Source organism: Pseudoalteromonas prydzensis (genome assembly GCF_011050055.1).
Lineage (GTDB): Bacteria > Pseudomonadota > Gammaproteobacteria > Enterobacterales > Alteromonadaceae > Pseudoalteromonas > Pseudoalteromonas prydzensis_A.
In genome coordinates this window covers 1-14,174 of sequence record NZ_DRGM01000082.1, presented here as the reverse complement: position 1 = coordinate 14,174, position 14,174 = coordinate 1, and the positions used below count along the sequence as shown (strand labels likewise).

10 protein-coding genes are annotated in these 14,174 nt (G+C 42.2%); 1 reads left to right on the top strand and 9 read right to left on the bottom strand.

Annotated features, from left to right (window positions below; all coding sequences use genetic code 11):
- Positions 1-14 precede the first annotated feature (14 nt).
- The gene (locus ENH88_RS07805; protein WP_304181399.1) at positions 15-2,936 is read right to left on the bottom strand and encodes a TonB-dependent receptor; all 2,922 of its coding nucleotides are present in this window, start codon (positions 2,934-2,936) and stop codon (positions 15-17) included.
- Between the two features lie 161 nt (positions 2,937-3,097).
- Positions 3,098-3,385 (bottom strand): hypothetical protein, encoded by a 288-nt coding sequence (locus tag ENH88_RS07800; protein WP_304181397.1) that lies wholly within the window; start codon positions 3,383-3,385, stop codon positions 3,098-3,100.
- Here ENH88_RS07800 and ENH88_RS07795 point away from each other — a divergent pair.
- Positions 3,368-3,781: a LysR substrate-binding domain-containing protein gene (locus ENH88_RS07795; RefSeq protein WP_304181395.1), complete on the top strand. Its 414-nt coding sequence runs from the start codon at positions 3,368-3,370 to the stop codon at positions 3,779-3,781. The two genes, ENH88_RS07800 and ENH88_RS07795, sit on opposite strands and share 18 nt — an antisense overlap.
- A 148-nt stretch (positions 3,782-3,929) precedes the next feature.
- On the opposite strand, the gene ENH88_RS07790 is transcribed toward ENH88_RS07795, so the two are convergent.
- The 7 genes from ENH88_RS07790 to ENH88_RS07760 all read right to left on the bottom strand — a co-directional run.
- A complete protein-coding gene (locus ENH88_RS07790; protein WP_304181394.1) occupies positions 3,930-5,681 on the bottom strand; it encodes an SWIM zinc finger family protein in 1,752 nt (583 codons plus the stop codon).
- 224 nt (positions 5,682-5,905) lie between these two features.
- The gene (locus ENH88_RS07785) at positions 5,906-6,151 is read right to left on the bottom strand and encodes a YfhL family 4Fe-4S dicluster ferredoxin (RefSeq protein ID WP_304181392.1); all 246 of its coding nucleotides are present in this window, start codon (positions 6,149-6,151) and stop codon (positions 5,906-5,908) included.
- Between the two features lie 265 nt (positions 6,152-6,416).
- On the bottom strand, positions 6,417-7,973 hold the full coding sequence (locus tag ENH88_RS07780) for a sodium/sugar symporter (protein ID WP_304181390.1): 1,557 nt from the start codon (positions 7,971-7,973) through the stop codon (positions 6,417-6,419).
- 48 nt (positions 7,974-8,021) lie between these two features.
- Entirely contained in the window at positions 8,022-9,167 is a 1,146-nt protein-coding gene (galK, locus tag ENH88_RS07775; RefSeq protein ID WP_304181489.1) for a galactokinase, read from the bottom strand.
- Complete coding sequence (locus ENH88_RS07770) at positions 9,167-10,210, bottom strand: UDP-glucose--hexose-1-phosphate uridylyltransferase (RefSeq protein ID WP_304181487.1); 1,044 nt, start codon at positions 10,208-10,210, stop codon at positions 9,167-9,169. Before ENH88_RS07770 ends, galK begins: the two co-directional genes overlap by 1 nt.
- 93 nt (positions 10,211-10,303) lie before the next feature.
- Positions 10,304-13,213, bottom strand: coding sequence for a TonB-dependent receptor (locus ENH88_RS07765; protein ID WP_304181389.1), 2,910 nt, complete (start codon positions 13,211-13,213; stop codon positions 10,304-10,306).
- A gap of 109 nt (positions 13,214-13,322) precedes the next feature.
- Positions 13,323-14,174 (bottom strand): glycosyl hydrolase family 95 catalytic domain-containing protein (locus ENH88_RS07760; RefSeq protein WP_349768649.1); only part of this gene is annotated, 852 nt, incomplete at its 5' end.

Here is a 14,174-nt window from a genome sequence, read left to right as displayed (position 1 = left end):
GCGTTCAGGTTAACTTAAAAGCTGTAATTAAATCCGGCGTAATAACGGCGGCCTGAGTAACTGGTATTCAACAAACGAGCGCCGGTATCTTTACCTAAGCGTGTAACGGATTCTGATTGCGTTAAATTAATTACCGCTGCGGTAAAGCTAAAGCTATCGGTAACGCTATACGCGGCATTTACGTCTACTTGCTGGTATGGGTCTTGATATACATTTAAGCCGCTATTAATACCGAGCACTGTTTCGCCTCGTTTATTGTATGACGCGCGAATATTAAAGCTATCCCCTTCATAATAAACCGAGGTGTTATATTGGTAATCGGCACTGCCTATTAATGGCGATTCAGCAAACTTTTCACCGGCAACTGTCACATCAGCCTGATTGGTGTTGTTATACGTGTAGTTAGCATAAATACCAAAGCCGCTATCAAAGGCGTGTTGAATAAACACTTCCACCCCTTTAGATACGGCATCGCTACCATTACCTACCGTGCTGTAAGGCGAAATAGTAATAGTACCAGCATCAACAATACCCGCTTGGCCTGCAAATTCACGCTGTGAATCAATCACCAATGGCACCACAAAGTTATCTACCTTTTTATGAAATAACGCTACACCTAATGCAGAGCCTGGCGCATAGTAATACTCAACAGATAAATCGGCTTGTACAGACTCAAACGCTGTTAAGTTTTTATTACCGCCACTGCCGCTAAACCCTGGTTGCTCGTTAAACGCAGCACGATCAGCAGCCCATTCATCAGATACGAAAGTAATACGTTGTTGGCTGCCTAAATCACCGTAATCGGGGCGCGACATCACTTTAGCAAGCGCACCACGTATCACCACATCGTCGCTGGCATCCCACGCAATATTTAAACTTGGTAATACGTGAGTGTCTGTTGTTTGTTGTGTGATCAATTGGTATTGCTCAACCAAGCGATCATCGCCGGTGACCGGCTCGCCCGTTTCGTCATCGGTTTCATCGAGCAAAAAGGTATACAAATCAGTTGAGGCGCTGGTGGTTTTAGTTTGCACTACCCGTACGCCTAAATTACCGCGTACATCACTGTATTCAAAATCCCCTTGCAAATAAAACGCGCTAATTTGCTCGGCAATATCATAGACAAAGTTATCTTCAATGCGGGTATACGGCACATAGTTGCTGTAAATATAATCGCGATATTTATGCCAATTAATGGTCGGCATGAGGTTGATATTAAAACCACCAGCAATATTGCCCTCGCCCGCGCTGTTAAACACATCTTGCGCTGCTGGCATACCATTATTCCATTGATAGCTATCAAATTGAGTGATACCGCCTGCGCTGGCCTCGCCTGCGGCAATATCAAAACTCGGATCAAGGAAAAAGTTGTTGCCAGTTTCACGGTGCAGTGATGCATCGCGGTATTTTGCACCAGTGCGAATGGTGGTAAACATACCCCAATCAACATAAAAATCAACGTCGGCTTGGTAGTAGTTTTCTTCCAGCGTGCTGCGTACAAAACTTGAATTTGATGAGCCTGCATCACGACCACCGCCAACACCTGCGAGTAAATTATTCAGTGTGTTAGGGTCAATCTGCATCGAAATACGGTCATCTGTTATTGACCAAGCGGCACTTTGCGATGCATTCTCAATATGACTTTGTCCCTCACCCGCGTTTGAACTTTTATACGCTGCTTGCCAACTTTCTTTTGGCCCACCTTTAGCTTTAGTTTTACCCGCCACAAAACGCGCTGTAAAATTATCGCCTTCGTAGCTTAAGTTAAAATCAAAAGTATCTGAGGTTGATTCTTCATCGACATAACTGCCACGTAGCCACGGCAATTGCATATCTTTTTCAATACCACTGGCGATTGCACTATAATCCATTGCTGTGACAATTGTGCCGCTTTCATCCAGTGTAACACCTGTTAAAAAGTCCGGATTTAGCGCCCATTCCGGCATATCAACCACAGAGTGAGTGCGTTGTTGCTGTAAACTAAAGCCAAAGTAATTAAAACCCAGTTCAATGCGATTAGTTGGTCGCCACTGGGTTGTAAACTGCACGCCTTCACGTTCACGCTTTTCATTCACAACAGAGCTGCGCACCACTTGCGGAAACCATATATTCTCATAACCTTGCCCGTTGGCATCAGTCACAACGCCCCAGTCATTACTGTTATCAACCGCGTTGCCATTTACATCACTGGGCTGCGCGCCATTATAGCGCCATACATTGGCATCTGTGCCACCAGAGAGGGTACGGTTGGTGCGCTGTTGACGGGTATAGCCAAGTAAAAAACCAAAGCTATCGCTATCGTTTTTCCATGAATATAAACCAGTAAACTGTGGCTCATAATCTTCAGTTACATCAGCATAGGTAGTTTCAACATTAAAAACCCCCGAATTAGCCTCCATATTCAGCGGTTTGCGGCTATGCATTAATACCGTACCGCCCACGCCTCCTTCATCAAGGCGCGCTTCAGGTGATTTGAATACTTCAACACTTGCGATCATCGCCGATGGCAACAAAGCATAATCGAATGAACGCGATGGCTCCCCCGGTGATGAGGCAATAAAATTACCATTTAACTGGGTGTAAGTTAGATCAGACGATAAACCACGAATGCTCACCGTTGAGCCTTCACCGCCTTCGCGGTCAATCACTACACCCGGCACTCGTGCTAATGAATCAGCCACGTTTTTATCAGGGAATTTACCAATATCTTCTGCGGTAATAGCATCCACAACAGAACTCGATAAACGCTTCACCGCTAAGTTCTCAGCCATGCTAGAGCGAATACCTCGCACCTCAATCACTTCCATATCTTTTTCAGTTGGCGTGTTTGTTAACTGCTCGGCAGCAGCCACATTCATAGCACTAAAAACCGATAAACTAAGAACAGAAAAACGCAGCGATGCTGCTAAAGGTGAGTAACACGTTGAAGTTGCCATTGAATGTGCGAGTCCATTACTGGTTAACAATTGTAAAGGCGGCAATTGTACACAGCCAGACTTAATGGATTGTTAACCATAACTTGCAAGTAACTGAATAAGCGAACAAATAACCACCTCATCAATAGCCTTGCTCGCACCAAAGTACACAGCTCGAGAGGTTAATTACTCAAGCCTTGCATCCATAACGTTACTAACTGCTGGGCAGAGATACCTAACGCTGGTGTCTCATTAGTGTCAGCTGCTGTAGTGAAAATTTTCTGCGCAACTTGGCGACCAACACGTTGAGAGGCTGAGGTTTTATCTATACGCTGTTGATAAAAAGCCGTTAATGCGAGCTCTAAATCATCATACTTTTCTAACACCCGCACAAGATGCCAAGCATCTTCCAGCGCCTGACATGCCCCCTGCCCCGAAGTTGGTAAAGGAGCGTGAGCCGCATCCCCCATAATCAGTACATTACCCTGGTGCCAATATGGCAAACAGTCAACAATACACCACCGCCTCGCTCACTAGATGAGTTAAGTAAAGTCCCGTGTATTACTATACTGCAAGGCATGCCTTGGCGTTTTAAACAGCAACAAGCAGTGCAAGTAAAATCTAGTTTTAAAGTAAACAGTGGCAACATGGCCAAAGCCGCTGCACTAAAAGGACTGGGCTATGCTATTTTGCCCATTCACGCATGCCAAGAAGATATAAACAACGGCTCATTGATCAATATTAAACTCGACCATGAACCAGAAGATCTGGTGTTATACGCATTTTACGCAGGCAGAAAATACCCGCTAGAAAAGGTAAAAGTATTTTTAGAATTCTTAAAGTCTAAATGCATTGAGCTCATGTAAGTTATCAATACAGTTAGAGGTACATGGCTAAAAGAGAAAGGCAAGATTTAACCAGCTCAATTTGGCAGACACCGTCTACCAAATTTACCCTCTATTCTTTTTAAGTTGTGCAATAATTGAATCTACTTAATATCGTCCACTGGCTTATTTATTTTTTGCTTAAAAACAATCTCGGAAAATATTCACGCAACAGCTTCATCATATTACGTTTTTGTTTAAAATCCTTAATGAGAGCGGCAATCATGTTATACAGTGGCGTGCAGTCAGCGCTCTTATCTTTTAAGCTTTTTTCTATTTTAATTAATAGATTAGTTGCTTCACGGTAGGCGTCGTTATTGGTTTTTTCAATTATGTCGCTCAGTGACTTATGATACAAGTCTATCGACTCTTGTGGGTGCTGCGCCATAATTAGATCAGCCAACTTTATCAATTGGCTCGACTTAACCTTATGTTTTGCGGCCCATGAACGCGCTTTTTCGATGTCATGCTGATCAATATAAAAATCCAGTAATTCTCTCGGATAATTAGTAAAGCGATGAACCCCTTTATTTAGCTGAGTGCCTTGGTTTGAAAGAGATAGCAATAATTGCTCTACAGTTTGCGTAAACTGCGCATCAATGACGCCGGTTTTTTGTTGTAACGCTTGTAAATCTTTAAAGCCATTAAAACTCGGGTTATCTGCAAATATCTGCCACGCTATGGCCCATGCCGCTTTAAATTCTGATAACTCAAGGCGAATATCAATTTCATCACGTTTACATGCAAGCAGTTCGTGCGGTTTGCGCGCGCGTTGATAGGCTTGCTTTAAATAGTATTCGGCATCTAACAGGTCATTACGCGCTTTGCAAAGCGCCGTTATTTTTAAGTAATCAGCTGAATCATGGGCGGTTATTTTAATTAAACGCAGTTGCTGTTGCCAATCATCCTGCGCTTGCGCGTGTTTTATTAATACCGACGTAAGGCGGGTAAGTGCGCTTTTTTGTCTCCAGTCATCAAAATCAACACCCGCTTGCAGGCGTTTTTCTATTGCTGCTGCACAGTGTGATAAAAACAAGGCATTGACACTTGGCGTTATCTCAAAATCTTCTGGCACACGAGGAAACACATCGTATTTATAGTCTGCAAAATGCTCAAAAATCCACTGCGCTTTTTGTTCATCAGACCAAGGCAGTTGATTAAAAAGTTCGCTTAGGTTTTGGTTAAGTTGCCCTTCGATTTCAAAGCGAAAGCCGCCAGAATCATCTATTTCTTCAAGTACATCATTTAAACGCACCAAGGCTTTAAGGGTTAATTTCCATTGCTGTTCAACGGACAGTTTTGCTATTGCAGGCAATATCAATTCAAACAATGAGTCTGCACCAGCAAAATAGCTACTCACCTCATTCCAGCCCCACACTGGCGTTTTAGGCAACGCTTTGGTGATAAGTTTACTTAGCTCGCTGGCGTCCAGTGCCTGTTTGTCGTTTGACATCATCAGTGCCCACTTGTCGTATTCATGCTCTGAACCATCTAAAAAGCCCATGATTATATTAGTAAGTTCATCGCTGGGTTTATCTAAAAACCACGCGATTAATTCACTGCGCTCATTGTCTTGCGTTGTGTCATTAGCGTTTACGTCGGCGAATTCAGCTGCGGATAAACTATTTACTTTGAGTGCAACGGCAACGGCGTGTTTGCATATCTCTTGATAATCGGCAGCAGGGCAGGTGCAGCTTGCTAAACACTGCCCGCTGGCACTCTTTTCTAAACTGACTTTGTATTTATACTGCCCCATCACGCTTGCCATTGCTTGATTATCAATAATCAGTAATTTGCTCACACTATTTGACGCATACAATTCACAACCCAGATCGAAGGTTTTGCTGGCCGCGCGTTGCTTTATATCATTTAAATCAAACATCGCAATAATCCTTATTTCAGGGAATATCATTTATAAATTAAAGAGTTATCATACCGCACTGAGCATGCTTTTTAGAGTAAAAAATAATAAATTGGTACTAACAATAGACTTGCTTTAATTAAACACTTATGAGATTACACTATTGCTTTTCATAAAAACTAAAAACGAGAGACAGTGTCTCTCGTTTTAAAATTACGCTCGTTAAATAACAAATAAATACTAAACTACCCCGTTAACCTTACATACTTCTCGGCCAGTTGATCTATACTTTCACGATAGTTCGGATCGGGCTTTATACAATCAATGGGGCATACACTCACGCAAGTCGGTTTGTCGTAATGGCCGACACATTCGGTGCATTTTGCGGGATCTATTTGATAAATTTTAGCGCCCATGTAAATAGCTTCATTGGGGCACTCGGGGTCGCACATGTCACAATTAATACATTTGCTATTGATCAATAAAGCCATTCTACTATTTTCCTAGAGGTCCCATTAACATGACAGTGCTGCGCCGACAATAAAATACCGCGTTTGCTGTTATTTATCGGCTGCAATATCCAGTTAATCATCATTTTTACATTTTTTGTCTGGCAGCTATTTTAGCATCGATTTAAGTTCACAGCTAAGTTTAAAAATCGGCCTCAATGCGTCTTAAACTGGTATGCATTATCTAATCTATACCCATTACAATGACGATAAAATAGCCTGCACAAATTTAATTCTAGTAACCTCACTACCACCAAACAACATACAGGGCAGTTAAGATAAGGAGAATAACCCATGCCGCAATATTAAAACTGCTGCTAGTAACAAAATTAATACCGGCTAACTTAACCCGCAGGCCTTGATCTGGTTTGGTTAAAGAAACAATCACACACAACAATAAACATAATAAAAAGACCACGCCAACCCGATCCATAAAGGGCAATGCGGGCCAATAAATTTTTAATAAAATAGAGCACACAGCCGAGCCAATCGCCGCCGCCAATGCTCCTAAAGAACTCGCTTTAGACCAAAACATTCCCAGTACAAAAATCACCACAATTCCTGGTGTAAAAAAGCCTGTAAACTCTTGAATGTATTGAAATGCTTGCTCAAATTGCCCTAGTAAAGGCTGGGCTACAATTAGAGCTATGAGTAATGATAAAAGCACAACTAAACGACCGACAAATACGTAATGACGCTGAGTTTTACCAGGCCTTAGTTGACTATAAATGTCCATTGTGAAAATGGTTGAAATACTGTTTGTCATTGATGCAAGCGACGACACTATAGCCGCAACTAATGCTGCGAAAATAAGCCCTTTAAGCCCTACCGGCATCAGCGACATCATCGCTGGGTAAGCTTGGTCGGCAGCACTTAACTGCGGAAAAATAACCACCGCAGCAATCCCAGGCAACACCACAATGACGGGCATTAATAACTTTAAGAAAGCCGCAAAAACAATGCCTTTTTGTGCTTCATTGATATCTTTAGCAGCTAACGCTCTTTGTATTATGTATTGGTTAAACCCCCAATAACTGAAGTTCATGATCCATAACCCCCCCAGTAACACAGACAACCCAGGTAAACTTGCATAGTGCTTATTTTCAGGGCTTAAGATCATCGTAAAATGCGCAGGTAATTGCGCGGTTAAAATATTAAACCCAGCAACAATGCCTTGGCCATCGGCCACGGTATCTAACGCCAAATAACTTAAAAACAGACCACCAAACACCAATAAAACCACTTGTAAAATGTCTGTGTATGCAACGGCTTTCAAGCCTCCGTATAGTGAGTATGCAACTGAAAAAATAGCTAAAAAAATCATTCCGTACAACCAATCTACACCCGCAACAGTCTCTATTGCTAAGCCACCAAGCCACAGCACGGCGGTCAAATTTACAAAAACATAAACCGCGAGCCAAAACAGTGCTAAGGTGGTTTTTACTCTATTATCAAAGCGTTGCTCTAAGTACTGCGGCATGGTAAATATTTTATTTTTTAAGAAAATAGGTAACATATATTTACCCACGATGATCAGCGTGATCGCCGCCATCCATTCATATGACGCAATTGCTAAACCAATGGCATAACCAGATCCTGACATACCAATTATTTGTTCCGCAGAAATATTAGCAGCAATTAACGACGCGCCAATGGCCCACCAAGGCAAGGCTTTGCTCGCCAAAAAATAATCTTCGGTATTCTTACTGGCACCTTTTTGTTCTTTTGATATCCACAGCGCTAACCCTAATAGTCCAACCACATAGGTGGTAAATATCACCATATCTAGTAATGCTAATTTCATACTCGCAAACCTTGTTGATTACTGTTAATTATTATTTTTCAGCTACCGCTATCTATTTAAAAAAGCACCATCCATAGCATCACATACATAAATATCGGCTTTAAAACCGGTTTTAGCCTGATACAGCTGGGTGACCGTGCTTTTAACTTGATCAATTAAATGAGCTGGAGTTAACGCGATAACGCACCCGCCAAAACCTCCGCCAGTCATTCGCACACCGCCGCTATCTCCTAAAACGTCGGCAACAATATCAACCAAATAATCAATTGCGGGTGTGGTTATTTGAAAATCGTACTGCATAGAAAGATGAGACTCTCTCATCAGCTGGCTCATGGCGCGCATATCCTTGCTTCTAAGTGCGTTAAAAGCACGTATTGTGCGGTCATTTTCGGTAATAATATGCTTAGCACGTTTGTAAATGAGTGGCTCTAAATTTGCTGCTTCGCACTCTAATTCAGCCAAGCTAACATCTCGTAAAGCTGGTTTAGCAAAGTGTTTAGCACTCAGTTCACATTGTATTCGTCGCGTATTATATTCGCTTTCAACTAAGCCTCTTTGCTGATTAGAATTAATAATAAGCAGGACTATATCGTTCGGGATTGTTGCGTATTCAAAGGTTAAACTGCGACAATCAAGCAGCATTGCATGATCTTGTTTACCCAACGACGCGATAAGTTGATCCATAATGCCACAACGACAACCCACAAAATTGTTTTCTGCTCGTTGCGCAATTAACGCCGCTTTCACGCCATCAAGTGGTAATTGATTGAGCACCACCAAGGTTTTCAGTATCGCAATTTCAAAGCTTGCTGATGAACTAAGGCCTGCCCCTTGTGGTACATTACCCGAAATCGCCAGATCAGCACCTTGAATATCGGGGTAAATTTTTAGCAGCTCTGCCACTGTGCCACGAATATAATTAACCCACATTTGCTGTTCGCTAAATGCAATTGCATCTAAACTAAAAGAGTTATGTTGGTAATGATAATCCACTGACAGTACATTTATTATGCGATCGCTACGCGCTTTAGCGGCGATGTTGGTGGCAAAGTTAATAGCCGCTGGTAACACAAAACCATCATTATAATCGGTATGCTCACCAATTAAATTAACTCGCCCAGGTGCATCAATAACATGCTCAGGGGATGACAAATAAAAACTTTCAAATGCTTCAAGCGCAGTATAAGACGACATCATCTGGCTTCCTTATAATGCGTATTAGCCGTTTCTCGAAGCTGTTGGGCTGCCTGCTCTGGTGTTAAATCGCGCTGTGGTTCAGCCATCATTTCATAGCCGACCATAAATTTTCGCACACTGGCAGAGCGTAATAAAGGCGGGAAAAAACTAGCATGAAGTAACCATTCGCTGTGTACTTGTCCGTCATAAGGCGCGCCATGCCAGCCCATCGAGTAAGCAAATGAGCAATTAAATAAATTATCGTATTTAATTGTGATTTCCTTAAGGATCACAGCCAATGAACTTTGTTGTGCTGGGGTTAAATCGATCATTCGGCTTACAGGAAAACGTGGCAGTAACAAGGTTTCAAAAGGCCAGCTTGCCCAATACGGCACCACAACAAGCCACTCTTCATGCTCGATCACAAGCCGCTCTTTCAGCTCAATTTCGCGCTTAACATAATCACATAATAAATTGCGCTTATATGTTTGATAATAATCAGACAACGCATGTTGCTTCTTATTGACCAAGGTTGGTAAATGCTGCTGCGCCCATATTTGCCCATGTGGATGAGGATTTGAACAGCCCATAACAGCGCCTTTATTTTCAAATACTTGTACCCACTTATAGTGACGACCAAGCTCTTTGCATTGGCTTTGCCAAGTTTTTACAATGGCTGTTATTTCAGCAATACTCAATTGCGGTATGCTTTTGCTGTGATCAGGCGAAAAACAAATAACCCGACTCTCGCCCTGCTCAGAGACGAGTTTAAAAAGCGGCTCATCTGACTCATATTCGGGGGTGTCGGCTTGTAGTGCTGCAAAGTCATTTTGAAAAACAAACGTAGCTTGGTAATTTTCGTTTAGTTCACCATTGATACGCTGATTACCTGGGCATAAAAAACAGTTCTCATCATAGTTTGCTACTTCATCTGCTTGTGTCGTTTCATACTGCCCTTGCCAAGGACGCTTTGCGCGATGAGGAGAAACTAGCACCCATTCATTTATTAACGGATTATAACGCCGATGCGGATGCTCAGTAGGCGAAAAACAACGATTCATATAAACCCCAAAGTCATTACCAAAATATACAAACCACATGTTTTTGGCCTGTTAAGACCAAAACATAATTGCTTTATTTTTTGCTAGGTGCAGTTAAAAGCGGCCGCGAATAGATAAAGTGTAACGAGAGTCGCTATAGTGATATGCGCTATACTGACTGCCAGGTGCATTTTGTTGCATAATATTGCGACTCACTTCGTTAGTCAGGTTGTTCGCCTCAAGCGATACAGAAATGTTCTGCGTGATATCATAAGCAATAGATGCATCTAAGAACCCAGCAGCCTCATTGTAGACAGGTAATTTCCAATCAATTCCAGCATTACTGCCGTTAAAGCCATTAGCCCCAATAGAGGTGAGGTACTTACTTCGCCAGTTGTACGCCAGCCGAATATGAAAATCATCAAGCTCATACATAGCAACCACGTTGTAAGCATTTTTTGAAATACCAAAATAAGGCATTTTGCCATAACTTGAGCCATCGGTATCAACAGGTTGAGTATCTAGCTCGGTATCTGTTGAGCTATCAATATAAGTATAATTTGCCGATACGCCAAAACCATTAAACGGCGTTGGCAGTGAAGTAAAAAAGTGATTAATACTAATTTCCGCACCCGACAATTTGGCGCTGCCAGAGTTTACGGGTCGAGTAACTTTATAATCATATTGCTCATACCCCTGTGCGCCGTACGATTCAGTCACTTCTTGCTTAGCTTGATAGCCGTCTATGTCTTTAGTAAATAGCGCTAAATAAGCAGTATTACTATCGCTATAGTACCACTCAAGAGACAAATCAAACTGGGTTGATTTCATCGGTTCTAGATAAGGATTTTGATCAGAATTTGAGGTTAATAAATAGTTTTCTGGTTGCGCAGTTAAAGTGGGATCCATTGTTAACGCTTCTTGAAACTCCTCTGTATAACCTGCACTTAACACTTGGTTTGCCGCCATTTGTGAATAATCAGGTCGCGCTATGGCTTGTGCGGCAGCAAAACGCAATAACACACTTTCCGCAAGTTCAACTTTCATATTAAAGCTAGGTAAAAAATGACTATAGCTATTTTCCGCTTGCGTAGGGCTATATGCACTTGCTCCAAAAAAATCAGGCTGAGGGAAGGTTAAATAACCTGCGGCACTATTTTCAGTTCTGACGTAACGCACGCCGAGATTACCATCAATGGGGTAGGGCAAATCTTCAAATGAAAAGTTCGCCATCAGATAAGCAGCGTAGGTCTTTTCTGATTGATTATTTTGATATTGTGGATCCGTTAAACTACGTTGACTCCAATAAGCCCAGCTACTGGCTTCATCATAAACAAATTTATCGTTCAATTTTGCATAGCTATTTGGGTAGTCCAGTGCATAACTAACCACTGGCGCATACACACTTGAAGGCGAGACCGTTTCACCACCAAAAAAGTTATCAAACGTATTTAGGTTAACATCTGCTGATGTGGGCACCGGATCGCCGTCCACTAAGTTTAACCATGAGGGCGCGAGTGGGCTCCAATTATAACCTGTATCAGCGTTATCAGATGAAGAGTCGGTATACCGCACACCGACTTTAATCGCCCGCACTATGTCATGCTCAATATAAAACTTAGTATCAGCTTGTAAAGCTAACATATCGCCTTCACGATTATAGAGTTGATCTTGAGAGAAGTTCCAAGTGTAATTACCAACCTCGGTCAATGCAGCATCATCTGATGAAATGCGCGGCAGGCTTGCCGATAGGTCAATATCAATGTATGGCACGAGTATTTCGGTTGCGACGGTTGAATCAAATCCAGTAGACGATGACTTAACGTATTGCGCCGAAGCCTTAAACTCAACACTATCGTTATAAAATTTATATTCTAAAGAGTAGTCTTGTGTGCGTGAATCTTGCGTAGATACTCTTACGTCAGATCCCATCGCAATCCCTATGTCGGGTTGGTACAATCGGCCTTTTTCAATCACTCCTTGTGAGTCGTAACTGGCCCCAGGTTCCACTTGAATCGCTAACGCATCATTACCAACAAAAATGGCATCTTCATCCCACGTCATATCGTACTGGCTATTAAAATAAGTAAATGTAAATTCATGGTTTTCACGTGGCGCCCATTGCAAAGCTAAATAATGACCTTCACGTTCACGATCAAAACTCATACTGCGCCAGTCAGCCCCGCGTGGCACATAGACCTCTTGACCTTCATTGCCAATAATGTCAGTACGAGTAAAAAAAGGCCGTAAGTACATAGAATCATTTCTTGTTTTAAGCTCCGAATAGGCATAATCGGCCAAAAAGCCAATACGCCCTAAATCGGTATCCCATGAATTACTGTAAAGCGCCGAATAAGACGGCGTTGTTTCTTCTATTAAATCGCCATAATTGCCAGCAATATCAAAGGCAAACTTTTGACCATCTTGTTGAAAAGGCTTACGAGTTTCTAAATCAATAGTTCCGCCTAGTCCCCCTTCTATTTGATCTGCCGTTGGGCTTTTATAAATCATCACAGCCGACATCAACTCGGGGGGAATATCGCCAAAACTTAAGGTTCTGCCACCCGTAGCGCTAAATGTACTACGGCCATTAAGTTGGCTACTAACTTGGGTTAAACCACGTACCGCAACACCATTCCCCTCAACAGAGAAATGCTCAGGATCATCTTGCTGCATATAACGATCAATTGTTACGCCGACCACCCGCTGCAATGTTTCTGTAATACTATTATCGGGTAACGCGCTCATGTCATCAGCCGTAATACCATCCATAATTTTATCTGAATCTAATTTACGGGCTTGCGATGCAATAACCGATGAGCGCAGTCCTGTCACAGAAATTATTTCAATATCATCAACAGGATCTTTCGCTAACTCTTTTGCTGCAGGTTCCGGCAACGATTCTTGAGCCGCAACAATGCATGGTAAAACGCCTCCGAATGCGCCTAGTACTATGAGTGAAATGTAGGTTCTGCTAAACTTTTTTTGTAAGCGAGTGTGTGTGTGTTCAATATAGTTTTTCATCGTTACCTTCTGATATTTTAAATGTTATTATTTTTGCAACAACTGCCGTAACCTATTGATTTTTTAATATCTAAAAACAATAAATAATGTAAATTAATCCTGTTAGGCACTATAGTTTGAGCTGGTATGACTCCGCTTTTAGTGCTTCGAATTGCAATACCCCTTGTTCGAAACGCGCATTAACTGTTTTACCATCACGAGTTAACACCTTAGTCTTGCCGTTAAGCGCAGCAGCTCTGATCACCACAGCTTGTGAATACGCTGAGCTCAGTTCAAGATGAGTAAGCTGGTGGTTAGCCCATTTAAAACTCACTGTTATATTGCCGCGTGCTTTTAATCCCGTGATGCTGCCCATCGGCCAGTCACTTGGTAGTGCAGGTAAAACATGTATTTCTTGATTTTGGCTTTGTAGCAACATTTCGGTAATGCCAGCTGTCGCCCCCAAATTACCGTCGATTTGAAATGGAGGATGATTACCCCACAAGTTTTTTAATGTTGATCCATTGAGCTGTTCTTGCAGTAATTGGTGAGCATGATCGCCATCAAATAATCGTGCCCAGAAATTAATTTTCCATGCTTTACTCCAGCCCGTTCCTTGATCACCGCGTGCTAACAATGTTGTTTTAGCGGCTTTTGCAAGCGCAGGTGTAAATAACGGTGAAATAGTATTACCTGGGTGTAGGGCAAATAAATGTGAAACATGGCGATGCTGAGAAAGTTTATCGTCCCAATCTTGTTGCCACTCTTGTAGCTGGCCCCACGAACCGACTTTTAAACCTGTATCTAACTTCGCAAGTACCGCAGTGATATCACTCACCATTGTTTGATCGTTTAAAGACTTTGCAGCCGCGAGGGTGCTGGCAAGTAACTTGCTGACTATTTGTTGTGACATTGCCGCACCAACAGAGAAATCGCCGTGCTCAGGTGAATAACTAGGGCTAACCATATAAGTCCCTTTGCT